The sequence below is a fragment of the Coriobacteriia bacterium genome, assembly GCA_013336165.1.
GTDB lineage: Bacteria > Actinomycetota > Coriobacteriia > Anaerosomatales > JAAXUF01 > JAAXUF01.
In genome coordinates this window covers 193,308-219,184 of sequence record JAAXUF010000002.1, presented here as the reverse complement: position 1 = coordinate 219,184, position 25,877 = coordinate 193,308, and the positions used below count along the sequence as shown (strand labels likewise).

At 60.4% G+C, this 25,877-nt stretch carries 20 protein-coding genes and 1 pseudogene; 16 read left to right on the top strand and 5 right to left on the bottom strand.

Annotated features, from left to right (window positions below):
- Positions 1 to 4 precede the first annotated feature (4 nt).
- The 3 genes from HGA39_02675 to HGA39_02665 form a co-directional block, all read right to left on the bottom strand.
- Positions 5 to 1,183 (bottom strand): HlyD family efflux transporter periplasmic adaptor subunit, encoded by a 1,179-nt coding sequence (locus HGA39_02675; GenBank protein ID NTW28254.1) that lies wholly within the window; start codon positions 1,181 to 1,183, stop codon positions 5 to 7.
- Between the two features lie 171 nt (positions 1,184 to 1,354).
- Positions 1,355 to 3,508: an FAD-dependent oxidoreductase gene (locus HGA39_02670; GenBank protein NTW28253.1), complete on the bottom strand. Its 2,154-nt coding sequence runs from the start codon at positions 3,506 to 3,508 to the stop codon at positions 1,355 to 1,357.
- 268 nt (positions 3,509 to 3,776) lie between these two features.
- Positions 3,777 to 5,168: a helix-turn-helix transcriptional regulator gene (locus HGA39_02665; GenBank protein ID NTW28252.1), complete on the bottom strand. Its 1,392-nt coding sequence runs from the start codon at positions 5,166 to 5,168 to the stop codon at positions 3,777 to 3,779.
- Between the two features lie 153 nt (positions 5,169 to 5,321).
- Here HGA39_02665 and HGA39_02660 point away from each other — a divergent pair, with 153 nt between their 5' ends.
- The 5 genes from HGA39_02660 (at position 5,322) to HGA39_02640 (ending at position 10,567) form a co-directional block, all read left to right on the top strand.
- Positions 5,322 to 6,611 (top strand): adenylosuccinate synthase, encoded by a 1,290-nt coding sequence (locus HGA39_02660; GenBank protein NTW28251.1) that lies wholly within the window; start codon positions 5,322 to 5,324, stop codon positions 6,609 to 6,611.
- A 97-nt stretch (positions 6,612 to 6,708) separates the two neighbouring features.
- A complete protein-coding gene (locus HGA39_02655) occupies positions 6,709 to 8,280 on the top strand; it encodes a hypothetical protein (protein NTW28250.1) in 1,572 nt (523 codons plus the stop codon).
- A 30-nt stretch (positions 8,281 to 8,310) separates the two neighbouring features.
- On the top strand, positions 8,311 to 9,324 hold the full coding sequence (locus tag HGA39_02650; GenBank protein ID NTW28249.1) for a glycosyltransferase: 1,014 nt from the start codon (positions 8,311 to 8,313) through the stop codon (positions 9,322 to 9,324).
- 92 nt (positions 9,325 to 9,416) lie between these two features.
- Positions 9,417 to 9,782, top strand: a complete 366-nt coding sequence (locus tag HGA39_02645; GenBank protein ID NTW28248.1) for a TIGR03987 family protein — start codon at positions 9,417 to 9,419, stop codon at positions 9,780 to 9,782.
- A gap of 209 nt (positions 9,783 to 9,991) precedes the next feature.
- Entirely contained in the window at positions 9,992 to 10,567 is a 576-nt protein-coding gene (locus tag HGA39_02640; GenBank protein ID NTW28247.1) for a cytochrome c3 family protein, read from the top strand.
- 82 nt (positions 10,568 to 10,649) lie between these two features.
- On the opposite strand, the gene HGA39_02635 is transcribed toward HGA39_02640, so the two are convergent.
- Positions 10,650 to 11,204 (bottom strand): DUF1269 domain-containing protein, encoded by a 555-nt coding sequence (locus HGA39_02635; GenBank protein NTW28246.1) that lies wholly within the window; start codon positions 11,202 to 11,204, stop codon positions 10,650 to 10,652.
- A 169-nt stretch (positions 11,205 to 11,373) separates the two neighbouring features.
- Here HGA39_02635 and purD point away from each other — a divergent pair, with 169 nt between their 5' ends.
- The 6 genes from purD (at position 11,374) to HGA39_02605 (ending at position 19,943) form a co-directional block, all read left to right on the top strand.
- Complete coding sequence (purD, locus tag HGA39_02630) at positions 11,374 to 12,657, top strand: phosphoribosylamine--glycine ligase (GenBank protein NTW28245.1); 1,284 nt, start codon at positions 11,374 to 11,376, stop codon at positions 12,655 to 12,657.
- A gap of 10 nt (positions 12,658 to 12,667) precedes the next feature.
- On the top strand, positions 12,668 to 13,972 hold the full coding sequence (locus HGA39_02625; GenBank protein NTW28244.1) for a coproporphyrinogen III oxidase family protein: 1,305 nt from the start codon (positions 12,668 to 12,670) through the stop codon (positions 13,970 to 13,972).
- Between the two features lie 353 nt (positions 13,973 to 14,325).
- Entirely contained in the window at positions 14,326 to 16,002 is a 1,677-nt protein-coding gene (locus tag HGA39_02620) for an FAD-binding protein (GenBank protein NTW28243.1), read from the top strand.
- A 298-nt stretch (positions 16,003 to 16,300) separates the two neighbouring features.
- Entirely contained in the window at positions 16,301 to 16,924 is a 624-nt protein-coding gene (locus HGA39_02615; GenBank protein NTW28242.1) for a cytochrome c3 family protein, read from the top strand.
- A gap of 421 nt (positions 16,925 to 17,345) precedes the next feature.
- The gene (locus HGA39_02610; protein NTW28241.1) at positions 17,346 to 18,620 is read left to right on the top strand and encodes an MFS transporter; all 1,275 of its coding nucleotides are present in this window, start codon (positions 17,346 to 17,348) and stop codon (positions 18,618 to 18,620) included.
- Positions 18,621 to 19,013: 393 nt separating this feature from the next.
- Positions 19,014 to 19,943 carry a LysR family transcriptional regulator gene (locus tag HGA39_02605; GenBank protein NTW28240.1) on the top strand — a complete coding sequence of 310 codons (930 nt, stop codon included), beginning with the start codon at positions 19,014 to 19,016 and terminating at the stop codon, positions 19,941 to 19,943.
- A 58-nt stretch (positions 19,944 to 20,001) separates the two neighbouring features.
- Here HGA39_02605 and HGA39_02600 read toward each other — a convergent pair whose 3' ends face one another.
- Positions 20,002 to 21,309: a hypothetical protein gene (locus HGA39_02600; GenBank protein NTW28239.1), complete on the bottom strand. Its 1,308-nt coding sequence runs from the start codon at positions 21,307 to 21,309 to the stop codon at positions 20,002 to 20,004.
- A 274-nt stretch (positions 21,310 to 21,583) separates the two neighbouring features.
- On the opposite strand from HGA39_02600, the pseudogene HGA39_02595 reads away from it, so the two are divergent.
- The 5 genes and pseudogenes from HGA39_02595 (at position 21,584) to HGA39_02575 (ending at position 25,817) form a co-directional block, all read left to right on the top strand.
- A pseudogene (locus tag HGA39_02595) lies at positions 21,584 to 23,111 on the top strand (FAD-dependent oxidoreductase).
- Positions 23,112 to 23,373: 262 nt separating this feature from the next.
- On the top strand, positions 23,374 to 23,580 hold the full coding sequence (locus HGA39_02590) for an AbrB/MazE/SpoVT family DNA-binding domain-containing protein (GenBank protein ID NTW28238.1): 207 nt from the start codon (positions 23,374 to 23,376) through the stop codon (positions 23,578 to 23,580).
- Complete coding sequence (locus tag HGA39_02585; protein NTW28237.1) at positions 23,577 to 23,975, top strand: type II toxin-antitoxin system VapC family toxin; 399 nt, start codon at positions 23,577 to 23,579, stop codon at positions 23,973 to 23,975. The genes HGA39_02590 and HGA39_02585 overlap by 4 nt, the downstream gene beginning before the upstream one ends.
- A 151-nt stretch (positions 23,976 to 24,126) precedes the next feature.
- Positions 24,127 to 24,588, top strand: coding sequence for a 5-(carboxyamino)imidazole ribonucleotide mutase (gene purE / locus HGA39_02580; protein ID NTW28236.1), 462 nt, complete (start codon positions 24,127 to 24,129; stop codon positions 24,586 to 24,588).
- A gap of 5 nt (positions 24,589 to 24,593) precedes the next feature.
- Entirely contained in the window at positions 24,594 to 25,817 is a 1,224-nt protein-coding gene (locus HGA39_02575) for a TIGR00300 family protein (GenBank protein ID NTW28235.1), read from the top strand.
- The last annotated feature ends 60 nt before the right edge of the window (positions 25,818 to 25,877 follow it).

The window sequence follows — 25,877 nt, the reverse complement described above, 5'->3', positions numbered from 1 at the left end:
CGCTCTAGCCGCTCGGCACAACCGCGATATCGACCGGCGCCCCATAAGGCAGCACAGCCGAGGGAATCGTGATCTCGACAGGCACCGCGCGTGTCAGGTGCACGGCGTCTGTCGCAAAGGAGGTGGGCGGGTAGTCGGCGCGCGAGCCGATGTGCGAGACCGTGCCGGTCACGCTCGCACCCGCTGCCATCCAGTCGCCGCTCACCGTCGCCGAGTCACCCACGCGCACACGGGCCAGCTGGTCGGCCGCAAGCCACGTCGTCACCTTCGCGGGCGCGTCCTCGCGCACCGCAGCGACGGTCGCGCCTGGCGCAAGCAGGTCGCCCACATCGGCGACGCCGACCAGCACACCATCGACGGGAGAGCGCACCACCGAGAGTGAGAGCTGGTACTGCGCCACGAGTACGCCGATCTTCGACGCATCAGAAGCCACGACGGCAATCGCGCGCAGATCGCGCATCTGCGCGCGTGCTGCAACGAGCGCCGCCGAGCCTGCGTCCAGCGTTCCGAGCCCCGCCCGAGCCTGGACGAGGCCGGCGTCCATCTGGGAGATACCGGCTTGCAGCTGCATGATCGCCGCCTGCAGCTGAGCCGCTTGCGGCGGAGCGGGCGAAGTCGGCAGGCTTGCGAGGGCTGCCTGCGTCTGCGCGAGTTGCACGGAGAGTTGAGAACGCGAGGTGGTCAGCTGATCGATCGTGCTTTCGAGCGTCGCGCGTGCAGCATCGAGATCCGCCGCAGAGGATGACGTCTTCTCGATCGCCGAGTCCAGCACTCCCACCTGTGCCGCTGCGACGTTCGCGTTTGCGCTGGCAACGCCGACATTCGCCTCCAGCGAAGCCGAGTCGAACCGGGCGATGATCTGTCCGGCCTTCACATTCGCGCCGGGGTTCGCTTCAATGGAGGCGACCCGCAGGTACGATCCCAAGCCCGTGATTGCCGAGACGGTCGCAATCGCACTGCGCGACACTCCGGCGGTGCCCGCCGAAGCCGATCCGGTCGCACCGCCGCCGGCGAATCCCGCATCGAGATCGGGAACCACGGTGACGAGCGCAGGTACCTGCAGAACCACCACTCCGCTGCTCACGGAGCCTGTGACCGCGATCGTATCGGCCGGGGTACAGCCGCAAAGAGCGGTGCAGACTCCGATGATAGTCAGCGAAATGATGGCGGTGCGAAACCGCACGGGACTCCTCGAGTGACGAATGTGCAGGACAGGTGTCATTCCGATGACAGTATGCCCATACCACAGCGTTGTCGAAAGCCTGGAGCTAACGACAAGGCCCGCGGCGAAATGCCGCGGGCCTTCTTCCGCGCTGCAGCGATAGCTACCGGCGCGACTTGAGCGTTACTCGTGCTAGATCGCCCGGGCGGCGTCGTACCCGGCCTGGATGGCGTACAGGATGTTCTTGTCCTTGCCCGCATTGGCACAGTCGCCCACGAGAGAGACCGTGTACTTGCTCTTGAGGGCATCGGCAAGTGTGGTGTTCGCGAGCATGTCCCAGCACTCCACGACCGTGTCGCACTTCAGAGTCATCTCGACGCCGGCCGTCTTGATGACCACTCCGCCGTCGACGATCTTCTGGACGGTGCTTTCGCTCCAGATCTTGACACCCTTGGCCTGGATGTGCGGCGGGATGTACTGCCTGAAGTGGATGGACTGCTCCTTGTCGACCTTGGCGGCAACGTCTCCGTGAACCATCGTGACCTGCTTGCCCTGGGCAAGCAGGTACATGACGAGGTCGACCGCTTGGGCACCGGCGCCGAGAATGACGACCTTGCTGCCGATCTTGGAGTTGTCGTAGCTGCCGATGTTGATCACGTTCGGAGCCGTGACACTAGACCCGGCGAACTTGGCATCCCGCTTCCCGCCGACCGCAACGATGATCGCATCGGGCTTCACGGTGTCGACGAAGGCGGCGTCGACCTCTTTGCCGGTAACGACGGTGACCTTGTTGAGCGACTGCTGCTTGGTGAGGAAGGCGATGAGGTCTTCGAGGCGCTCGTGGCTACCCTTGAACCCGCTTGCGGTCTTGACCAGGCCGCCGAGGGAGCTGCCCTTCTCGTAGAGGGTGACCTTGTGTCCCTTCTGCGCGGCACGACGGGCGGCCTCCATGCCGCCTGGGCCTCCGCCGATGACCATGACGTTCTTGACGGTCTTCGCTGGGGCCAACACGTAGCCTTCGGGCAGCGCTGAGGTGTAGGCGCGCTGTGTCGCGGCGTTCACACGGCAGAGTTCAGGTTCTTTGGGCGTGATGCCCGCGGTGTGACAGTGCCAGCAGTGCGTGCACGGGGCGACTTCGTCGCGCTTCTTCGCCTGGAGCTTGTTGGGGAGCTCCGGATCCACAGTGAGCGGGCGGTTCAGGAAGACCAAATCGGTGAGGCCGTCGCGAACTGCGTTGTTGATGAGGTCGGGAGCGGTGCGGGGATCCATGGAGCCGGCGCAGCCGACCGGAACCTTGACGGCCTTCCGGATTTTAGCGACAGCAGGAATGAACGCGCCAGAACCGGAGTGCTTCCCGTCCTGGAGCCCCCCAAAGTGGCAGGAGTAGTCAAACATCGTGCCATAGCCGGTCATGCCGTCGGCGCGGAAGCCCGCGTGCATCATGTCACCCCAGACGGCCGATTCGAGGCCGGGGGTGCCGCACCGAAGCTGGATCCAGTCGGCTCCAGCTTTCTCGAGAAGCTTCGCGATTTCCGTCGATTCGTCGACGGTGATGAACTTATCGTTGATACCCAGCTGCGCGTCGTTTTCCTCGAAGACATTGATGAGGCAGGCGACGGTGAAGTCTTTGCCGCAGGCCGCCTTAATCGCCTGGATGATTTCGCACATCCAGCGTGAACGGTTCTCGATGCTCTGTGGGCCGTACTCGTCCTTGCGCTTGTTCAGGCGTCGAGTGAGGAAGGCGTTCATGTCGTCAGATGCCGCGCCTTTGAACTCGACGATATCGAATCCAGCTTTCTTCGCGGCAAGCGCCTGCTGCGCAAAACGGGCCGTGAGTGCCCGGATCTGTTCAACTGTGAGCGAGTCGACTTGCAGTGGGGTGACGGAAGGTCCAAGGCTTCCCGTGCTCATCTGGATTCCTACATAGGCACCGCCCGCATGTACGGCGTCGGACATGACCTTTGCAGCTGCAGTCGCTTCGTCGTATGTCTTGTAGATGGTTCCGGCCAGCCCGTTGAAACCATAAGGGGCCATTACGCCGCCGTCCATCAGCACGACAGCAGCCCCGCCCTTGGCGAAGTTGCTGAAGTAGTCGAGGCTGTTTTGGCTAAGCGGAGGCTTGGACGAATGCGTGTCCGAACCCGCCGCGCTCTTGATGATGCGGTTCTTCAGAGTCAGACTGCCCACCTTGATCGGCGAGAAGATCGCAGCATAGTCCGTGGTGAAGGTGCTGTACGATTCGTCCTGCGGATTGAGGGTGTCAACGAACATGCTCTTTTCGACGGCTTCTTTCGACTCAGCCGACGACGACGCGCCGCAGCCGCTCAACACTGAAGCGGCGGTCACCCCGAGTGCTCCTACGGCAACTCCTTCGATGAAACTACGTCGCGTGAGTCCCTTTCTTCCTATGCTGCTCTCCTCGTTTGTCTTCATGGTCTTCCCTTCATTTGCTGGCCGACAGTTTGCGCCCGAACACTGCAGTGCGTCAGGTACGAGGTGCTGGTCACAAGATAGGGGCAAGTAGAGACCATGGAGAATCAACGATATGTTTGATTTATGGAGGAGCATGCTTTCCTTGTATCGACGATTTGTTCGAGGCGAGGGAAAGGTCTGCTTAATGAGGAGCCCGCGAGATCTCTTGGTTGGCCTGTCCGCCAGAATTAGTCAGATCGATGAATTGATCGCGGTTCGCGACTCCCATTTTCGAATAGATATGATTCACGTGAGTCTTCACGGTGCTTGATGCGATGAACAGTTGCTTGCCAATACGAACGTACGAGCTGCCCTGCAGTAGACAACGTAGGACGTCCACCTCTCTTGGTGTGAGCCTGTATTTTGCGCCTATCGTCATTGACAACTTTTGTGGAATTGCGCGGTCGATGGAACTCCGGTATGAGGTGAATGCACTGATGACAAACAGCAGGAGCAGGTAGGCGAGGATCATGACCACGCCGACCGAATTCCCGTATCCGCGGGGGATCCTCCATTCCAGCAGGTTCCCGGCAAGGTATGACAGCTCCTTCATAGAGAGCACTATGCAGACAAGACGATGCACCTGCATTTTGAACACGCTGTGAGCGGATACCAAAGTCCCGAGAAGGATGATGTTGAACAGAGGTGAAGAGATGAACTGCAGCATCCAGAAGTCGTCACTCACGTTGCTTCCAGCGTTGACGCTCACGAGGAGCAGCACAATGCCAAATGCGCTGCTCACAGAATAGATGGCATTGAGATACCCCGGCTGCTTTCCACGTGTCCACGTCAAAATGACGATGATGGCCGCGAGTATGGCCGCTGCTAACACAACTGCGGAGAGCCCTGCCGGCGATCCAAAGGCGTCGTTGGGTTCCGACACTCCAATCACGAACCATGCCACCGCGATAGCGCTCGACGCGCGCCACACATAACCAAACACTTCCCGCTTGTGCGGGCTTGCCGCGGCAATCGTATCGCCGGTCTTTGGCACCTGCTGCTCGAATTTGTGCAGACAAATCAAGGAGATGGTCAACATGGCCATTCTTAGGCAGAAACATATGACAGTTCCCGAGGGGGACGAAGCCAACAACAGAATGGGAAGAGTTGAGAGCGTTGCGCTCAGTCCGATGGATGCTGCTATGCCCAGAAGGGCCAGGGCAGGATGCATGCGCTCGAAGACTGCAGCCCACAAGCAGTAGTAGATGGCAAAGCCGGCACCAGCGCAGACTGCGGAGACGATGACGGTCAGATCCACGGAGATCGACAGGGAAGCAAGCGCGTCTGCAAACGAGATTACGACCATCTGAAGGATGAAGCCAGCAAAGAGAAGGATTGTGGCCACGAACGAGAAAAGGCGTCTGGCTTTGATCTCGATAAGTGCTAGTAGTGCCAGCCAAGCAACACAGGACGCGAGGGAAAAGCAGACGCGGTATTCCCATGAGGCAACATCAGCGAAGGCGCTGTAGGCGCGGTTGAAAGGCACAGATATGATGAGAAAGCCCAGTGACCACAAAGGGAACTTCTTCACCATATCATCCTTTCCAAGTAGGGATTCCCTGCTTTTCTAACCACAAACAAACGATAACACGACGGTCTTCATGCTACCTCCATCCCGTGCCCTCTCTCTTTTCGCTATACTCTGTAGTTCGCGACACTCCCCGATCAGCAAAGGACGGGTCTTTTCATGGCCGGCATCGTGCTCGTCGGCGCCCAGTGGGGCGACGAAGGCAAGGGTAAAATCACCGACCTGCTCGCAGACGACATGGATTTCGTCGTTCGCTTTCAGGGCGGAAACAACGCAGGACACACCATCATCCACGGCGGGCGTACGCTCAAGTTGCACCTCATCCCGTCGGGGATCATGTATCCGCACATCACGCCGGTCATCGGCAACGGCGTCGTTATCGACCCGAAGGTCCTCCTCGAGGAGATCGACACCCTCGAAGCCGATGGCCTGTCGACCCGCAAGCTCCTCATCAGCGGCAGCGCGCACCTCATCATGCCGTACCACCGCGACCTTGACGGCGCGAGTGAGCACCGTCTCGGCAGCAACGAGATCGGTACCACGCGCCGCGGCATCGGTCCCGCGTACATGGACAAGGCCTCGCGTCTTGGCATTCGCGTTCAAGACCTCACCGACGCGCACATCTTCCGCAAGAAGGTCGAAGCCGCCCTTTCCGAGAAGAACGACATCCTCGAGAAGATTTACGGCCTGCCCACCTACACCGCCGACGAGATCGTCGAGGAGTATCTCGGCTATGCCGAGCGGATCAAGCCGCACATCGCCGACACCTCACTCGTCGTCAACAAGGCGCTCGACGCCGACCAGTGGGTCTTCTTCGAGGGCGCGCAAGGCACGCTGCTCGACATTGACCACGGCACCTACCCGTTCGTGACCTCGTCCTCGCCAACGGCGGGTGGCGCATGCACAGGCGCGGGCGTGGGCCCTCGGCGAATCGACCGCATCCTCGGCATCGCGAAGGCCTATATCACGCGCGTCGGCAGCGGCCCGTTCCCGACGGAGCTCGACGACGAGACCGGCGAGCTGCTCCAGCGCGTCGGCGGCGAATTTGGGACTACCACCGGGCGCAAGCGTCGGTGCGGATGGTATGACGCGGTCATCGTCCGTTACGCGGTGCAGGTCAACGGCCTCACCGACCTCGTGCTCACCAAACTCGATGTTCTCTCGGCGGTCGACACGATCAAGGTGTGCGTCGCCTACGAGTACGAAGGTGTGCGCTACAAGAGCGTGCCGAGCCACCAGACGGCGTTTCATCACGCTAAGCCGATATACGAGGAGCTTCCCGGGTGGGGCGTCGACATCTCCGGGTGCCGCACGTTTGAAGAGCTTCCCAAGGAAGCGCGCGACTACGTGGGCTTCCTCGAGGATCTCGCCGAGGTGCCCGTTTCGATGATTGCGGTGGGTCCCAGCCGGGAGCAGACAATCTTCAGGCGTTGGGAATCCCGACCTTAGATACGGCTTTTCGTGACCATACCGTTGAGCGCGGTCGGTACAAAAGGCGAGTAGAATAATAGGGCGAATTTTTATGAAACAAGCATAGGGAGATACTTTGTCGAACCCGACTGACAATAAGCCTAGGCCGATAGGCAGCGGCCGCAATTTTGGACACATGCTACCGGGCATCCTTTCTTGGGCCATGGTGGCACTAGCCATTGCCGGAACGATCTTCTTTCCTCAGGCGTGGCTGGCGATAGCGACGGCGTTCTTCGCCTACTTCATCTGCCGCTCAACGGTGACCGCGGTCTTCGCTCTCATCGGCGAGAACAAGATCAAACAGTGGCAGCGGCGTGACTGGACGTTTGGCGAGGACGCCAAGGGACCTCACGGATTTGCGCCTTCTGAGGTGCGCCACGTCGTCATCGTTCCCAACTATAAGGAACCTGACGATATCCTTCGCCGGACTCTGGATGCACTCGCGGGTCAGCATCGTGCGAACGAGCGCATGATTGTGGTGCTCGGCATGGAAGAGCGTGAGCCCGGCGCTCAGGAGAAGGGCAACATGCTCGCCGCCGAGTACGCCGGGCGGTTCATGCACACGCTCGTCACCGTGCATCCCGGAGGCATCATCGGAGAAGAGCCGGGCAAGTCGTCCAACGAAGCATGGGCGGCGAAGCTAGCCCGCGTCGAACTTGATCGCATCGGCGTGGATCCCGAGTTGACCACCATCACCAGCTGTGACGCGGACTCGGTCATCGACACCAAGTACTTCTCGGCAGTCGCGAAGTCGTTTGCCGCACATGAGCGCCGCCACCTAAGCTTCTGGCAAGCGCCGCTTCTCTACTACAACAACATCTGGGACGTTCCCGCACCGATCCGCGTGACTACATGGCTTTCGCACGCCGTGCAGATCTCCGATCTCGCCATGCCGTTCTTCCACCCGCTGCCTATCTCGACTTACACGCTGTCACTTCAGCTCGCCGAGCGATGCGGCTGGTGGGACCCCGCCATCATCCCGGAAGACTGGCACGAGTACCTCAACTGCCTCTTCGAGACCGGCGAAGAGATCACCACCGAGTCGATCTTCCTGCCGACAATGGCCGACGCCACGGACGGCGACGGGTGGCTGCAGGCTCTGACCAACCGGTTCCACCAGGTCAAGCGGCACTCTTGGGGTGCCGAGGACGTCGGCTACATTGTGGGCCAGTTCGCCGAGCGTGCCGACGCGGTGCGCAAGTCGACCCTGATGCGCTTTGTTCAAGTGCTCGCGGATCACGTCCTGCGCGTGGGCGCCTTCTTCTTCCTCATAAGCATCTACATCCTGACGTTTTACTATACGAGGATCCCGTGGTACAGCATCGACTTCCATGCAGCGATCCTGCAGAACCTGCGCGTCTTGCGCGTCCTGTTCGTCATAGGCGCAGTTGTCATGATCGCGATGGTTGCGTTCGAGTTGTGGCGCTGTCCTCCGCCCAAGCGGGTCTCAAGAGTGAAGCTGGTCATCGAGTTGCTGCTGCTGTGGTTCGCGCTTCCGATTTTCGGCTTCTACCTCGGTGCTCTGCCAGCGCTTTCCGCTCAGACCAGGCTGATGTTGGGTGTTCCGCTGGGTTACCGGCTGACGCCAAAGCGTTTCGTGGAAGCTGCTCCCGTCAAGCTTGCAGGGACGTCGAACTCTGAGAGCTAGGCGGGGCTTTCCGAAGCGACGGGGAGCGCCGTGCCACTCACGCTGACAGTCATAGTTCCGGCGCTCAATGAAGCCCAACGGCTTCCCAAGCTGCTGGATCAGCTTAGCTCTCAGACGCAGCCGCCCGATCAGGTGGTAGTTGCCGATGCAGGCTCGACGGATGGCACACGCGAGGTTGCGACCGCAGCCGGGGCATGTGTGGTAGACGGCGGGATGCCCGCTGTCGGCCGCAACGCGGGGGCCCGCGTTGCCACTGGCGATCTGCTGCTCTTTCTCGACGCCGATGTTGAGATCAATCCAAACTTCATCTCGGACGCCGTGGCTGAGTTCGAGAGCCGCAGCCTGTCCGCCGCAACGGTTCATATGAGTTCCATGGAGGCCGGAGCCCGCAACGAATTCGCCTGTGAGGTCGTCAACTTCTACATGGACTTGATGCAGTACGTCGCACCGCACGCTCCCGGCTTCTGCATCTTGGCGCCGCGAGCGGTCCATGAGGCCATCGGCGGATTCGACGAAGAGGTCGTTCTCGCCGAGGACCACGATTATGTGCAACGTGCCGCCGAGCACGGCAAATTCCGCGTGCTGCAGTCCGTACGGGCAAGCACGTCGATGCGTCGCATCGACAAGGAAGGCTTCGTCCGTCTCGCATTCATGTATCTCTACTGTGAACTTCACGTAGTCACGGGCCGCAAGATCTACGAACTTCCGTTTGACTACGAGTTTGGCTCCTTTGAGCCTGGCGAGAGGACGACGGCGTTACACGCACTTGGTGCACTGCGAACGAAACTGGGCACCGCCACTGAGGCGCTGGCTACGCTCTCGGTCGCCACACTCGAAGAGCTGCGCGTTCTTGGCGAGCGAGGTTTCGGGGCGGACCCGGCCGAGCACTCTCTCGAGAAGCTTTCCACCGAGGACGTCGGATCGCTCGAGCATTACCTTGCGGTGCGCATCAGGCTCGTTCGCCGAGGCAGCTCAAGGGCGCTTCGCGAGATGCGCAGCGCTGCCAGCAGCGTGTGGAGCGAAGTCAGACGGATCGTCGAGTAGCGAAATCGTCATCCGGGGCGGGTTGCCTCGGCACAGGTTTCGAATGCATACTCGCTGACGGACCAGATTCGAGCCACTCGAAAGGAACGTTTATGCCCGCAATCGCAAGCGTGATCATCACTGCGGCGCTGGTGTTTTATACCATTGGCGTGTGGAGCGAACGAATTCAGGGCAGGTTGAAGCAGTGGCACCTGCTCTTCTTCTACTTGGGGTTGGTCTGCGATACATGGGGTACCGGAATCATGTTCAAGTTCGTCGGTGGCATGCAGCTTGATGTGCACGGGATATCGGGACTGTTGGCCATCGTCCTGATGTTCGTCCATGCCATCTGGGCGAGCGTCGTCTTGTTGAGGAAAGACGAGCGTTGGATCACCAACTTCCACACGTTCAGCATCGTCGTCTGGCTCATCTGGCTGGTTCCGTACTTCAGCCCGATGTTCGTTGCAATCGGACAGTAGCGGGCATGCCGGTTTTGGGTACATACAGCTAGCCGCGAACACAAGGGGCAGACGCGAAATGAGGACATGGAGCCAGCAGACTGTCGCCGCAAATGCCCGAATAAGTGAGGGTTTAGTCGAAAGAGGCCCGCAATATCGCCTATTTTCGAATTCCGGATGGTATTATGTCTCACTAGATAGCCACGCTCAGAGAAGGAGAGTCCCGAAACATGTCTGACGATGTGAAGGGCCCGGCAGCCGAAGTCGTCGAGGCCAAGCCGGCCAAGAAGAAGCGCAAGACCCTGTGGATCGTGCTGGCCGTAGTGCTTGTCGTCCTCGTTGCCGCTGGCATTGCAGGTTGGAAATGGCACGAGTCGCCGAAGTTCTGCTCGACTGTTTGCCACAAGGTCATGGCACCGTATGTCGACTCATACTACAACTCGAACTTCTTGGTTCGCATTCACGCCGAGAGTGACGTGACGTGTCTTGACTGCCACGAGCCCACGATCTCCGAGCAGGTCACAGAGGTCATCTCGTATGTGAGCGGCAACTACAAGACCCCGCTTGTCCAGCGCAAGTACAGCGATGATATGTGCCTGAAGTGCCACATCTCGATGACTGAGCTGGCGAAGAACACGAGCGAGCTCGATCGCAACCCGCATGAGGATCCCCACCAGGATGACAAGTGCTCCACATGCCATAAGTCGCACGCCGCACAGGTGGACTACTGCGGGAAGTGCCACGACAATGGAGGCCAGGAAATGGTCACCTACCCGTGGACCCCGAACGGCAAGACCACCAAGTAGTACAGCTCGACTACTGGAATAGACAACCCCTGCGGATCTTAACGATTCGCGGGGGTTGTTTCTTGTCGCGCCAAGCGTTGCTTTAGAGCGCCCGCACCGCTTTACGCCGCTGCGCCGTCTTTGCTGCCTGGCGCAGGCGTGCGGCGTCGGCACTCGGCAAGTCGGAGGTGAGAAGCTCGCCTCCGCAGGTCGCCAGCGCGGCGAGAACATGTTCATCATGCCCGCCGTCGAGCAGGACGAACAACGCCGAGGAGTTCGCTGGTAGCTTCGCCGAGGCCGCGCGCACGAAGTCGTCGGCGATGCCGAAGTCGCGGTTGCGGCCAATCCCGGCACCGATCAGCGCTCCGGCTACTGCGAGGCCCAACGTCATGGCCAAGATGGATAGTGCCGCGTCTATGCCGGAGATCCAGGTGCCGAGAACGCCCGCGACCATACCGAAGAGCGCTCCGTAGATAGCGCCCTCGCTGATCAACCGAGTGGTCTGCGTCAGATGGGCCCTACCTCGGTCATTGGTGGTAACGACGACAACATCCTCGAGGTCCGAGGAATCGGCGATTGGCAGATCCTCCAAGTGGAGCGCCGCCTGTGTTGCGCGGTTCGGATCGCCCGGATAGGACATGGCTACGAGAGTTGCCATCGGATGTCTCCTCCTGCGGTGCTGCGCGGTTCGTACTATGTATGTGTCCGAGTTGCGGGGGGATCTCACGCATGAGGTTCGCATCCGGGGATGTTCCGCTACAATCCGAAGGAAATGCTGGCGGCGGCGTTCACTGCCCGGATCAGTCGAAAGACCCACAGGAGATTTCATGCGCATCCTCGTCATTGGCTCGGGTGGCCGAGAGCACGCCATCGTTCACTCGCTCGCGGCATCGCCGCTGGTGGAGGCGATCTTCGCCGCGCCGGGTAACGGCGGCACCGCCGGTGAGCGCGCGACCACCAACGTGGCGCTCGACACGAGCGACACCGAGGCGGTCGTCGCCTTCGCCGCCGAGAACACCATCGGCCTCGCAGTCATCGGCCCCGAGGTTCCGTTGGTCGCGGGGCTCGCCGATGCCCTTCGTGCGGCTGGCGTACCCACTGTGGGTCCTGGCTCGGACGGCGCTGCAATCGAGGGAAGCAAGGCGTTCGCGCACGATCTCATGGAGCGCGCCGGTATCCCGACCGCCGCGTCGCGCGCATTCACAAACCGCGCGGAAGCGCTCGCGTACCTCGCCGCAACCGGCGCGCCCTGCGTCGTGAAGGCCGACGGCCTCGCCGCGGGCAAGGGCGTCACGGTTGCCATGGCGATCGAGGACGCGGTCGCTGCGGTCGAGGAGTGCTTCAGTGGCCGCTTCGGCGAGGCAGGATCGACCGTCGTGATCGAGGAGTACCTCGAAGGCCCCGAGGTCTCACTGCTGGCGTTTGTCGACGGGACCACCGTACTGCCGATGGCTCCGGCGCAGGACCACAAACGCGTCGGCGACGGCGACACCGGCCCCAACACCGGCGGCATGGGCGTCTACTCGCCGGTCCCGGTCGCGACCCCGGCCGTCGAAGCTGAGTTGATCACCATCCTCGAGCGGACCGCTGTTGCGCTCGCTGACGCCGGCATCACCTACCGCGGCATCCTCTACGGCGGCTTCATGCTCACCGCCGAGGGTCCCAAGGTTCTCGAGTTCAACGCACGCTTCGGCGACCCCGAGACGCAGGTGCTCCTGCCGCGCCTCAAGACCGACCTCGCCGAGGTGCTGATGGCGCTCGCACGCGGAGAGCTTGTGTCGCTCGGCGAGCTGGAGTGGAGCGACGTCGCCGCCGTCTCCGTCGTGATCGCGAGCGGCGGATACCCCGGCGACTACGCCACCGGCAAGCCCATCAGCGGCATCGCCGAGGCAGCCGCGATCCCCGGCGTCTTCGTTTACCACGCCGGCACCAAGCTCGCCGAGGACGGCACTGTGCTCACAGCCGGCGGCCGCGTGCTCAACGTCACCGCGCTCGGCCCGAATTTCGCTACGGCCATCGAGACCGCCTACCGAGTTGTCGGTCTTATCGGCTTCGACGGCGCTTTCTACCGACACGACATCGCGCGCCGGGCACTCGCCGTCACGCGCTAGGGGAGTACACATGCTCGCGGAACGCCTGCTCACTCCCGTCATGCGACAGATGAACAGCCGGTACCTGAACCTTGAGCCGGCCGGGATTGACGCGCTGCCCGCGCCCGTGCCGGGGCGGCCGTACCTGCTCTACGTGCACGTGCCGTTCTGCGAGCGGCTCTGCCCGTACTGCTCGTTCAACCGCTTCCCGTACAACAAGGAGACGGCTGACCGCTACTTCGCGAACCTGCGCGAAGAGATGCGCATGGTCGCCGATCTGGGCTACGACTTCCCCGCGCTCTACATCGGCGGGGGGACTCCGACGATCGACCTCGGCCAGCTCGTCGAGACAATCGACCTCGCCAAGTCGCTCTTCTCGATCCGCGAAGTCTCCTCCGAGACCAACCCCAACCACCTCTACCCGCGCTGGGTCGACGTGCTCGCCGACAAGGTCGACCGCCTGAGCGTCGGCGTCCAGTCGCTTGACGACGGACTGCTGCGCCAGATGGACCGCTACGACAAGTACGGCTCGGCCAGCGAGATTCTCGAGCGCCTGCAGTCGATCGAAGGCCGCTTCCACTCGCTCAACATGGACATGATCTTCAACTTCCCGAGCCAGACCGCCGAGAAGCTCGCCCGCGACATCGAGCTGGTCAAGGCCACCGGCGCCAACCAGGTGACGTTCTACCCGCTCATGGCGTCGCCGGCTGTCCGCGATTCGCTGAAGCGCACACTCGGCAAGGTCGACTACGCCCGCGAGGCGCGGTTTTACCGCCAGATCGCCGAGGGCCTCGCGGACCGCTTTTCGCCCGCGAGCGCGTGGACGTTCTCGCGCACCGGCGGCGGAATGATCGACGAGTACATCGTCGACTACGAGGACTACGTCGGCATCGGCAGCGGCGCCTTCAGCTTCCTCGACGGCAGCCTCTACGTGGACACGTTCTCGCTTGCGACCTACGACGAGCGCATCCGCGCGCGCAAGACGCCCGCGCTGCAGAAGCGCACCTTCGCCCGCACCGACCGCATGCGCTACCGCTTCCTGATGGAACTCTTCGGCCTCTCGCTCGACAAGCGCAAGTTCGCCGAGGACTTCGGGATCTCGATCGACCGCGCTCTGCCTGTTGAGATGCTGTTCATGCGCGCCGCCGGCGCCTTCGCGACCGAGACCGCCGAAGAGATCAAGCTCTCGGCTACGGGACGCTACCTGCTTGTCGCGATGATGCGCGAGTTCTTCGTCGGCGTGAACAACCTGCGAGATCAGGCGCGTGCCGCACTGTCGACTTCGGGGCGGGAGCTGCTGTTTGGCGACGGGTGCAATGCGCTGCGTGTGACATGATCGGCCCCCGTTCATGACGCCAGCTTGTTCCTGAGCCTCTTAGGTTGACTGCTGCACCCCCAAAGTTGGACTTGGAAATGGACCCAAGCCTGACTTTGTGAGGTGCAGTTCTTCTTTATAAACCCGTCAAGCGGTCACTACCAAAGCAGTGATTTCTAAAACGGTAAGCCGGGTCACTATCGTTACAGAATTCCAAATCACCTTCTTCGGGATGCTGTAGCAGTATCCAATATCCGTATTTGTAGTACAGGAAGAAGGGCTCATATGCTGGGACGGCGTTGCTATCGCTATTCGCGGGGCCCAGCGGCAGGCGATTACATCACGGGATTCAATACGATGAATGGGAGAGAGATATGAGTAATCGCGAGGTTTCAAGGCGCGACTTCCTAACCGGTGCCGCAGTTGTCACTGCTGGCGTAGCGGCCACCAGTCTTATCGGGTGCAGCAAGAAGACCGCAGCCGCGTATCTGCCCGAGAAATGGGACGGCGAGGCGGATATCGTGGTCGTTGGAACTGGCGGGGCCGGCCTTGCGGCGGCCATTACGGCCCAGAAAGAAAATCTGGGGAGTGTCCTCGTGCTTGAGGCTGCGCCAAAGGGCCAAGAGGGTGGCAACACTCGCGTCTGTTCGCAGATCATGTTCATGCCGACACCGCTCGAAGCCGCTATTACCTATCAGACGAACCTCAATGGCGCTTACGTAGTTGAGCCGGAACTGATCAAGACCTGGGCGACTAACATTGGCGAGAACCTGACTTGGATGAAGGGTGTCGGCATCGAACTGACAGAAGTCCCCATTCTGAACCCGGAGTTCCCAGATGTTGCAGGAGGAAAAGAGTCGGCACACTGTTACTGCCTAGGTGGCCTGACGGGTATCGGAAACTCCGTGATCTGGAACGCCATGAAAAAGGCGTTCGACGATGCCGGTGCCACGATCACCTATGACAGCCGTGTGACCAAACTCATCTTCGATCCAACGACCAAAGAGGTTTTCGGTGTCGGGACGAAGGACGGTAGGAACTTCAAGGCCAAGAAGGGTGTCGTTCTCGCCTGCGGTGGTTTCGAGAACGATCGGGAACTCAAGAACACCTATTATGCGGTCGGCTTCCCCGAGATAGGGTTCTTTGGGTCGCCATATAACCGTGGCGACGGTATTCGGATGGCGGAGGCGATTGGCGCGCAACTCTGGCACATGAACAACTTCGCTGGGCCCTATTTTGGACCGCGGTTTGTGACGGACAAGCAACTGCCCGCCGAGATGGCGGGTTCGCCGCTGTTGTCCTATGCACCACTGGGTTTCGGCACGAACCATGACTACATCTTCGTGGGACTCGACGGCAGGCGCTACATCAATGAGGACACAGTCACGCTGGCGCGCCACGGCAAGGTCTGGGCCGGCGGCACTTATGTGATGCAGCGTACGCCTACTCCGGCATGGGCAATCGTCGGTCAGAAGTCCTTCACCGCTGGTGCGCCCGTCTCGGCTTTGTGGGCCGGAAACGGTTGGGCTAACACCATGAAATTGAACCCCTCTGCCGACAATGCGGGCTATCTGGCAAATGGAACCATCGTCAAGTGCAATACCATCGCAGATATCGCCACGGCAACCAAGATACCTGTGGCGCGACTGACCGAAACCTTAACGAACTACAACAAGTACGTCGCCGCGCAGTCCGATCCCGAATTCCATCGTGGCGAACCCGTGTATCTCTATGGGGTTTCCCCCCTCGATACCCCGACACCAAAACCGGCGGTTGCGGCTTTTGCCCTCGAGCCGATCACCGCGCCATACTACGTGCACCTATACTACGGCGGGATACTCAACAGCCAGGGCGGTCCGAAGCGCGATACCAGCGGCGGAGTGGTCGGCCTTGATGGCAACTCCATCCCGCGTCTGTACGGGTCAGGCGAGCTCGGCACTGAGTATTCGTACAACTACAACGGTGGCGGCAACATAAGTGCAGCCATATCCTCAGGTCGTCTTGCTGCCCGTTCCGTCGGCAAGCTAACAGCTTGGGATGCCAAGAAATAGGTGAGACGAAGACGGGCAATCGCGGGGCAAATGGGAACAAGATAGCTTGACCCGATCGCCCACACTCTCCCACCGACCGCGATACGGTCGGTGGGAGAGTGTATCTTGCTAGCGACGAGCCCCAGCATGAGAACAGTCTGCGTGAAGCCCTTCAAGAATTCGTTTCGCAGATTGCCTTTAAACGACTGGATGGGGTCATCTCCCAATGAGTGCCCGGTCCGCTTAACACGGCGACATGAAAACGAATCGCCTACTACAGGTGAGGATAACAAGACATATAGAAAGAAAGAGAGAGATCGTGGAGAATACAAGATCTACCAAGACACGAAGCCGAGCCGCTTTGTTTCTGGCGTTGCTCGCGATCCTTGTCGCAGCATGCCTCCTTTACGGTTGCGGCAGTAGCAAGCCGGAAAGCACCGGGGATACCGAGACGACGCCGGCCGCCTTTACCTGGAGCCCCACATCCAAATGCGCGACGTGTCATACAGCAGAAGAGAAGTCGGTCAAGGACACCACGATGCTTGCGGCGACGCATGCAAGTGCCAAAGTCGAATGTATGAGCTGTCACACCGACGCGGTCGCGCTCAAGAGTGCCCATGAGGATGTGACGCTGGAAACTAAGGTTCCCACGGATCTGAAGCTGACGAAAACGACGGTAAACGACAAGACCTGTCTGTCTTCTGCTTGTCATAACACGACTCTTGCGGAGTTGGCAAAGAAGACAGCCGCTTCCACTGTACTCACTGACCTAAAAGGAACGACGGTCAATCCGCACTTGGCTCCCACACTAACCAAGGCGCATGTCGACGCGAAGATAACGTGTACAAATTGTCACAGCATGCATGCGAAATCGGATCCGATGGCCGCCTGCCTAAGCTGCCATCATGCGAAGGTCTTCCAGTGCCATACATGTCATGAGTGAGTGACAGGATCTTGAGGCGAGTTTATGTGGATCTGAGAGACATCTCAGATCCACATAAAGAACGCCAAGGACCACCCGTGTTCTTCTTGAGCGGTTCAGAACCTAGTACAACACAGAGCACCTGCATAGTTCGCTTGGCTATATGACGCCGGTCGAATAAGCGGCCGCATACCCTGCGGGCGCGGCGTGATCAAGTCCGCTACGATGATCGTGAAACTGGAAACCCTAACACTCCAGCTGGTCCCAGAGCTGGGTGCTGCCCAACCGAGCCGGGCGGTGCACTTCCGATCTTCCACGTCGCGCGGCGAACTCACAAATTGTCGCTTGCGTAAGCGGGCGAGGCAGAGCAGTGTGAGTCTTGTTGTCCTATTGGCAAGTCGTCGGGAGTCTCTACTGCCAAGGAGCAGACAGGGGTCCATCCATGCAAGAGACCAAGCAATCTCACTTTCGGCACTACCTTGTTGTTGCCGCCGGAATATCGGTAGCGTTTGTCACTGCGCTGGTGTTCAACTGCGCCGGCATCTTCTTCCCGCCGGTGCTGAAGTCACTGAAGATAGGCCTCACGTCGTTCGCACTATACTTGACGATACTCTTTCTCGTATTGGCCGCAGTATTGCCATTCTGGGGAAAGCTGATGGCCAAGACAGATGTCAGAGTCCTGGGCACCGTGGCAACACTGGTGGTGGGCGCCGGCTTCTTCATCATGAGTATCGCCAAGTCCGTCTACTATTTCTATGCCGCCGGCGTTGTGCTCGGCTTGGTGATGCCATTCTTCGTCTACCTCTTCATACCGACGATGATCAACCGCTGGTTCAAAGAGCGCGTGGGATTCTTCATGGGCCTCTGCCTCGCGTTCACCGGCATCGCCGCAGTCATCTTCAACCCGATTGGGGCCTGGCTGATCACCAACTACGGATGGCAGACCAGTTACCGGGTCTTTGGCATCGTCTGTGTCGTACTGTGTCTGCCCTTCATGCTGTTCGCGGTCAGGACCTCTCCGAGTGACTTGGGGCTGCTGCGATACGGCGACATGGGTGAGGCGAGCGGCGCAGGGACTGCTAGGCCAGCTGCCACCGGCGTCTCGGCCTCAACTGCGATGAAGTCATGGGCCTTCTACTTGATGGCGCTCTTCGCTGTCGGCCTGGGCCTCATGACCGGCATTTACCAGCTCCTGCCGGCCTATATCGCCAAGCTTCCGCTGGCCGCAGCGGCAGTGACACTCGGCGCTGCACTCTCGTCGGCCGCGATGCTCGGCCAAGCCCTCGGGAAGATCGGCCTAGGCATTGTCAACGACAAGAGCATTCCGCTGGCACTGATTCTTGCGAGCGTCTGCGGCGCGCTTGGTCTGCTCGGCATGTGGCTCATACTAACGTCCGTCGCGATCATTCTGGTCTCCGGGTTCCTGTTTGGGATCTTCTTCGCCTGTGCACTCGTCCAGGTCCCCCTCATGGCTCGCTCGATTTTCGGGACCCGTGAATTCAGCCAGATCTACAGCCGCATCTCCACGGTTCAAACGTTCATCGGCGCGTTCGGTGTGACCATCTGGAGCATGATCATGACATCACTCGGAAGTGCCGGTCTGTTTGTTGGAGGAATTGCTCTCGCGGTGCTCATCCTGCTGGCCGGCCTCGCCTCCCTAAGGACCGGAACGTCGCTGAAGCATACTGCAGCCACCGAGGCGGAAGCCGCGGGGTAGCAGCAAAGGAATGTTTGCACAAGCTGCGGCAGAGAGCCCACTTCGGCTACTCGGGGCAAAACAGCCCAGTCCAGATTTGGAATAGAAGTCGCTTTTTATCTAGTCTCAGCGAACCTAAGATCCTGAGCAGAAGGAGACGCTGCTACGCGACCTTACGCGGTCGAGTTCATCGGATAACTTGACGCTTGTAAAGCTAGGTACAACAGCGGAGAATCCGGAACATGACGCAGACGTGATCACGCTCCAAAGAAATGTGGGACGGGACCAAAAGGGTTGCAGCAACTTCTGCCATTCAGGGCGGTGCATAGCCATTTTGCGGTTAATTCGTGAGTGCATAGGTACCATAACGTATGGACATGTGTCTTCTAGCTGCCACTAGGAACGAGATGCCCAATGAACATTGATTCGATCCGGGAATTCGTCGTCTTCGCAAAATATCTGAATTTCAGTCGTGCGGCAAAGGAGATTCATATCTCGCAACCCGCCATGAGTAACCACATCGCCGCCATGGAAAACGAACTGGGCGTGGAACTCGTTGACCGTCACGAAGATATACGTATCACAACAGCAGGCAGGCTCTTTCTGTCGCATGCTCAGCAGGTTCTGGACTCCTACGACGAGGCAGTCGCTAGCTGCCAATCCATTAAGAATGGCTTGAGCGGTAAAGTAATTGTCAGAGAGCCCTACTCGCCTGGTAAGGCCGGAGCGATCATCGCGAAGATCGTAAGTGATTTCTGCAAGGAGTACCCGCTTATCGATGTGGTCATGAAGAGTGATTGCCAAGAATTCGTATTGGATGAAATATCAAAAGGTAGAATTGATTGCGGGCTCTTCTTCAACTTCCGTCCGGAGTTGGTTGCTTCCGATGGGAGCCATGTCGATTCAGTCCCTATCTGCAACGATTCGTTCTGTGTGTGGGTGCATAGGAAGCACCCGCTCGCCACGAAGGCGTCGCTCCTCGTGAAAGATCTGGCTGGTTACCCCTTGCTCATCGCCAGGGGTGCCCGTTTCCAGGACCTGGAGTTCTCGATGAAACGGTTCGCGGCAGATCACGGAATTCCCTTCACTCCCGATTACAGGGACGCGGACTCGATCCGAAATTTATTTCTATTCGAGTCAGACGAGCAAGCCGTATTCCTGGTTGGGACTCAGGCTAGTCTAGTGCTGGAGATAGCAGTGCGTGAGGACATGGTCCTAAGGTCGTTCGACGAGAATGCGTCCGTCATAGGCTCACTAGTCTATTCCGCGGATAATGATGATCCTGCATTCAAGCTCTTCATCGACTATGTGGAGAGAAACTTCGCGATCGAAGCTGAAGGTTAAACACAGCTAGGTGTTCGACTCTCGGAAATGACCGCTGTGAGCGAACGCATCCGTCAGGCTACCGCCCGCGAGGTCTATGGTTCTCGATGAGCGTCTTGAGGTCCGGACATGCGCGGAAGACGAACGCTTTATCGTTCTGCTCCTTGCGGAAGAATCCGTGATCCACGAGGCCCAACAGGTCGGCCCGCGCCGTGGCGTATGCGATTTGGTGCATCGCGCGATGAGTTCCGATCTTGAACTCCCGGTCGGGTGTCCGAAGCGCCTGATTCAGGATCGTGCGCTGGCGGGGGTTGATCGTCGGATCGCAACTCAGCATCTTGTGCAGATGATCGTCCCGCGCCTGCATGGTTGCGATTGTCCGTTCGAGTACTGCGACTTCCTTGAGCATCAGCTGTAGCAGGACCGCTATGTGCAGGGTCAAATCTTCCGATGAATCACAATCGAGACGCGCATCTTCGAAACTGCACAAGACCGAGGGCGGGCGAATGAGCCCGTCCTCCCAATCAAGGGTCGCCTTGGACAGCGGAAGGTACTGAAGCACCGGATAGCCTCGTTTGATCAGGTAGAGCCTTGTGACGATGCTCTCGACCATGGAGTTCCAGTAGGCAAAGGGCTGGAAGTCCCAGAATGAATACTGGATGCACATCGCAGTCACGACGGAGTGTTGGGCCGGATCACCGGCAGTCCCGTTGGCGAGTGAGCAGATGTAATCGAGTATTTCTGCAGGTCCGTGCTCGAATGGCTTCACGATAGGCAGGGGTCGCGGCTTGCACGTCGTCGCCTCATCGGAGACGCCCTCAGTCAACCGTGAGTGCAGTTCTCGGATCAGGTCGGGCGTAAACTCCCTGCCCGCGTATTGCTCCAGGTCGCAGAGGGCCTGATGGTTGTTGAGAATGAGCTGCTCGCCACAGCTGCTCGGGCTTCGTTCGCCGCGAAGGACCTCGCGGGCACTCTCATAGTCGACATCGAGTCCGTCGCGCCGGGCCGAAGCGATTGCCTCCTCGATCATCGACTGGATGACGAAGTGCTTGCCTGCTCTCTCTGCGATCGCGAGGTGCAGCTGGGAGTCGGCACCACAGTGTCCTTCGATCTGATGCAGGCAGATCACGCTTGAGTGAGGCAGCATGTACCACGCTGGAACACGTCGGCTATCTTTGTAGGAGGGGACCGCGAAGTAGATTGCTGTCTGCCTACGGATTGTGTTGAGGATGGCCCATGCCTCCTCGTGACTCAGTCCTGCCGGGGTCTCCATGCGCAGGAAGTCCTCCCACAGGATCGGCGTACGGCTTGCGCGATAGCGAAGCTGCACGAAGTTCTCATCGTTCAACAGCGACAGGATCTGATCGACGGTCTTCCGTGTGGACACTGTGCTCTCCTTGTGACCGGCTGCTGGCTGAAGTATCGCGATATCAACAATTGATAGGTAATAGCATGTCACGGCTCTTTGAAGGCAGCAATAGACCTATCAAATATTGCGATATTGACCCAAAAATCGAGTGAGCAGACCATTATTGCGGGTTAGCGCTCGAAGGGCGAACCTGCGTTTCAAATGATCTGCCATCTGCCGCACTGCGAAAGGAGAGAACCTCAACCTAAGATCGCAAGATTTCCACTGTGAACAATCAAGGGAGAGAGAACACATGTTGGAGAATCAGATCGAACGGCGTGCGTTTATCAAGACGGCGGCACTTGCCGGTGCCGCTCTCGCAGGTGCAAGTGTCCTCAGCGGGTGCTCAAAGGCCTCCACCGACACTGGCAAGTGGGACAAGACCGCAGACGTGGTCATCGTGGGCGGTGGCGGCACCGGTCTTGCGGCAGCCGTTGAGGCCGCCACGGCGGGTGCCTCGGTACTCGTACTGGAGAAAGGCGTTGGCACGGGTGGTACCACTGCTCTGTCCGGCGGTGTCATCCAGGCCGCAGGCACGTCGTATCAGAAGAAGTTCACTAAGTACCAGGACGACACGGCCGAGAAGCACTTCCAGACGTGGAAGACCCTGGGCGAAGGTCTCGTCAACGACGACCTCATCAAAGATCAGACCTCCGCGATGGCTGGTCATATCGACTGGCTCGTGGCTCAGGGCCTTGAGTTCGTCTCGGTCTACGGTCACTGCCATACGCCGTACCTGGACAAGACGACCTACTTCGCCGACCGCATCCACGTCTATAAGGGCGGCGGAGCAGCCGCCGGCGGCAAGCCCCTTACCGATGCTCTTGCCGCGGCGGCGAAGAAGAAGGGCGCGACGATCGAGGTTGAGACCGAGGTCACCAAGCTCATCACCGATGCGAAGAACGGTGTCATCGGCGTGGAGGCCAAGACTAGCTCCGGCACCATCCGCGTGAAGGCGAACAAGGGCGTCGTCATCGCCACCGCCAGCATCGACCGCAACAAGGCGATGTCGCAGGCACTGTGCCCGCAGCAGTATTGGGACAACACCACGCAGATGGTTCTGGTCGCCGAGACCAACACCGGTGACGGTATCCGCATGGGCATGGAGATCGGCGCCGATGTAGTGATGCCGGGCGGAACGATCGACTTCTGCGGTGTCACCTATCAGGGAACAAGCGATGCTGCACCTCAGTTGACGTGCGTCTACGTCAACGGCCAGGGCCAGCGTTTCGTGTGCGAAGACGCGACGTATGTACCGCGCGATCTACCAGCAGAACGTGATGTGGCAGGCGCCGACCTACATGATCCTAGATGCCGACGCGGCGGCGAAGGGCCCCACCTGGGGCGGAGATGCGCTCGCGGCGGCCGTCAAGTCAGGCGCGCTCGTCAAGGCCGATACGGTCGAAGCGCTCGCAGCAGCCATCAAGGTGCCGGCTGCCAACCTGGTCGCGACGCTTGCTCGCTGGAACGACATCGTCAAGACCGGCAAAGACGTCGACTACCAGCGCAACACCCAGATCCTGCCCATCGTCAAGGCGCCCTTCTACGCCTACAAACAGGTTTCCTTCAACCTGGGTTCGATCGGCGGCCTGAAGATCGACGTCAGCGCTCAGGTCATCGACGTCAACAACGCACCCATTCCGCGGCTCTATGCGGCCGGACTTGCCGCAGGCGGATGGATCGGCGCGTACTACCCCGGTTCGGGCACCGCAGTCGGCGGTTGCGTCCACTGGGGCCGCAAGGCGGGAGGTTCGGCGGCTAAGAACGCGGCTTGGGCGTAGGCGCGGTAGCTAGGGAGTAATAGACGCCAGGCGGAGCAGATCCGAGAGGGTTTCGAAGTCCGGCAGAATTGTGGGCCTCGGCGATCGCAAGACCGCCGAGGCCTTCGGCCGAACCTGCGAGCGTGTGGACGTTCTCGCGCATCGGCAGCGGCGCCTTCAGCTTCCTCGGCGGCAGTCCGAACCATGAGAAGCCACTTGCGTTACGCTGCCTCGGTCGATAAGCTATGCGTTGTACGATATCGTTATCGATAAGGAGGCCGTGATGACGACCGTCACCATCTCGCCCAAGTTCCAGGTTGTGATCCCCAAGGTGATTCGCGAAAGCCTCGGGCTGCGTGCGGGCCAGCAGGTCCAAGCCATCGAATACGATGACCGGGTCGAACTGGTGCCTTTGCGCCCCGCTCGTGAGATGCGCGGCTTTCTGCGCGGGATCGCGACGGACGTGCCGCGTGAGGACGATCGGCTGTGAACGTCGTCGATTCTTCAGGCTGGCTTGAGTACTTCGCCGGAAGCGCGGAAGCGGACTTCTTCGCCGGCGCAATCGAAGCGACAGATGAGCTCGTAGTTCCGACCGTGAGTGTTTACGAAGTGTTCAAGCGAGTGTATCAGCAGCGCGGTGAAGGCGAGGCGTTGCAGGCGGTAGCGCTCATGCAGCAGGGGGCGGTTGTTGAGCTGACTGCGGCACTGGCACTTTCCGCCGCGCGTCTGAGTGCTTCGCTTACCATCCCGATGGCGGACAGTATCATTCTTGCGACGGCGCGGGCGCACGGGGCCACGCTCTGGACGCAGGATGCGCATTTTGCGGGCATCGACGGGGTGATGTTCGCAGTGAAGGGCGCGCCGCCAAATTCTGCACCCGAATGAGTGCCTCCTGCCGAACGAACTGGCGGGAGGCCCGCTGGCTCTATGCCTCCTTGTGTTCATTCGCTTTGCCACCAACGTCGTAGCATCTGCTACGCTTCCGATGGTGACCCTTAGGCGGCTTTGCCGCTCTAGCACTATGGAGGAAACGATGATCGAAACCGCGCCGCTCGTCGGGATAATCATGGGCTCCAAGTCGGATCTCACCGTCATGGAGGCCTGCAGCACCAAACTCGAGGAGCTCGGCGTGCCGTTCGAGGTCGTCGTCGCGAGTGCGCATCGCAATCCCGAGCGCGTCCACGAGTGGGCTTCCACCGCCGCTGACCGCGGCATCAAGGTCATCATCGCTGCCGCTGGCAAGGCTGCACATCTCGGCGGGGTGGTGGCCGCGTTCACGCCGCTGCCCGTCATTGCTGTGCCGATGAAGACGAGCGATCTCGGCGGACTGGACTCACTGTTGTCGATGGTGCAGATGCCGACCGGCGTGCCGGTCGCCTGCGTCGCCATCAACGGCGCCGCCAATGCCGCCATCCTCGCAACGCAGATCCTTGGCACGTCGATGCCGGAATATCGCGAGCACATCGTCGCGCTCAAAGCCGAGATGGCGGAGGCGTAAACGCGATGCCCGGAGCCGCGTTCGAGGACGTCCGGATCGAGGGGCACCTGATCGACTCGGGCATCATGTCCGAGGTCATGGATCGCATCATCGCCCTCGGCGGCGAATTCGAGACGCTGTCGTTCGACGTCGGCCGCACCAACGACGACGTCTCCGTCGCGGTGATCCGCGTGCGGGCTGAGAGCCCGGAGCTGCTCGGCGAGATACTGTCGCAGATCCAGGACAGCGGCGCGGTGCCGTGCGAGCCGTCGGATGCGAAGTTGGCGTCCGCGCCCATGAACGGCGTCTTCCCCGACGGCTTCTACTCCACCACCAACATGGAGACCGACATCCGTATCGGCGGCAGCTGGGTGCGCGTCGCCAACACCGAGATGGACCTCGGCGTGCGCGTCGACCCGGCGGGCGCCGCCGAGACGGTCCCGATGGCCGACGTGCGCGAGGGCGACCTGTACGTCGTCGGTCACGCGGGCATCCGCGTGCACCCGCATGAGCGTCCGCGCGATCGGCAGGCGTTCGAGTTCATGTCCTCGGCGGTTTCGAGCGAAAAGCCGAAGGCGCAGGTCGTCGCCGAGGTCGCGCGCATGCTGCGCGACACGCGGGCGGCCGGACGCGACGTGATCGCGGTCGTGGGGCCGGCGGTCGTGCACACCGGGGCGGCGCAACACTTGGCGCGGCTGGTGGAGCTCGGTTACGTGAGCGTGCTCTTCGGCGGCAACGCGGTCGCCACGCACGACATCGAGAGTGCGCTCTACGGTACGTCGCTCGGCGTGCGGCTTGCCGACGGCGTCCCCACGCACGGCGGTCACGAGCACCACCTGCGCGCCATCAACACCGTGCGCGGCTGCGGCTCGATCGCGCAGGCCGTGGAGCAGGGCGTCATCACGAAAGGCCTCATGTACACGCTCGTGAAGACCGGCACGCCGTTCGTGCTCGCCGGCTCGATCCGCGACGACGGCCCGCTGCCCGATGTCATCACCGACGTCATCGACGCCCAGAACGAGATGCGCACCTACGCGCAGAACGCGGGCGCGTGCCTCATGCTCTCGACGATGCTCCACTCGATCGCGACCGGCAACATGCTGCCCGCTTCGACCACCACCGTGTGCGTCGATATCAACCCCGCCGTGGTAACTAAGCTCTCAGACCGTGGATCTTGGCAGACAGTGGGTATTGTTACTGACGTGGGATTGTTCCTCGAATATCTGGCTGCCGAGCTCGAGCGCGACTAGCCGCGCGCCCGGCCCCGGCGACGCGACACGGGAGTGCCGCGGACTTCGGGAGGAGCGTGG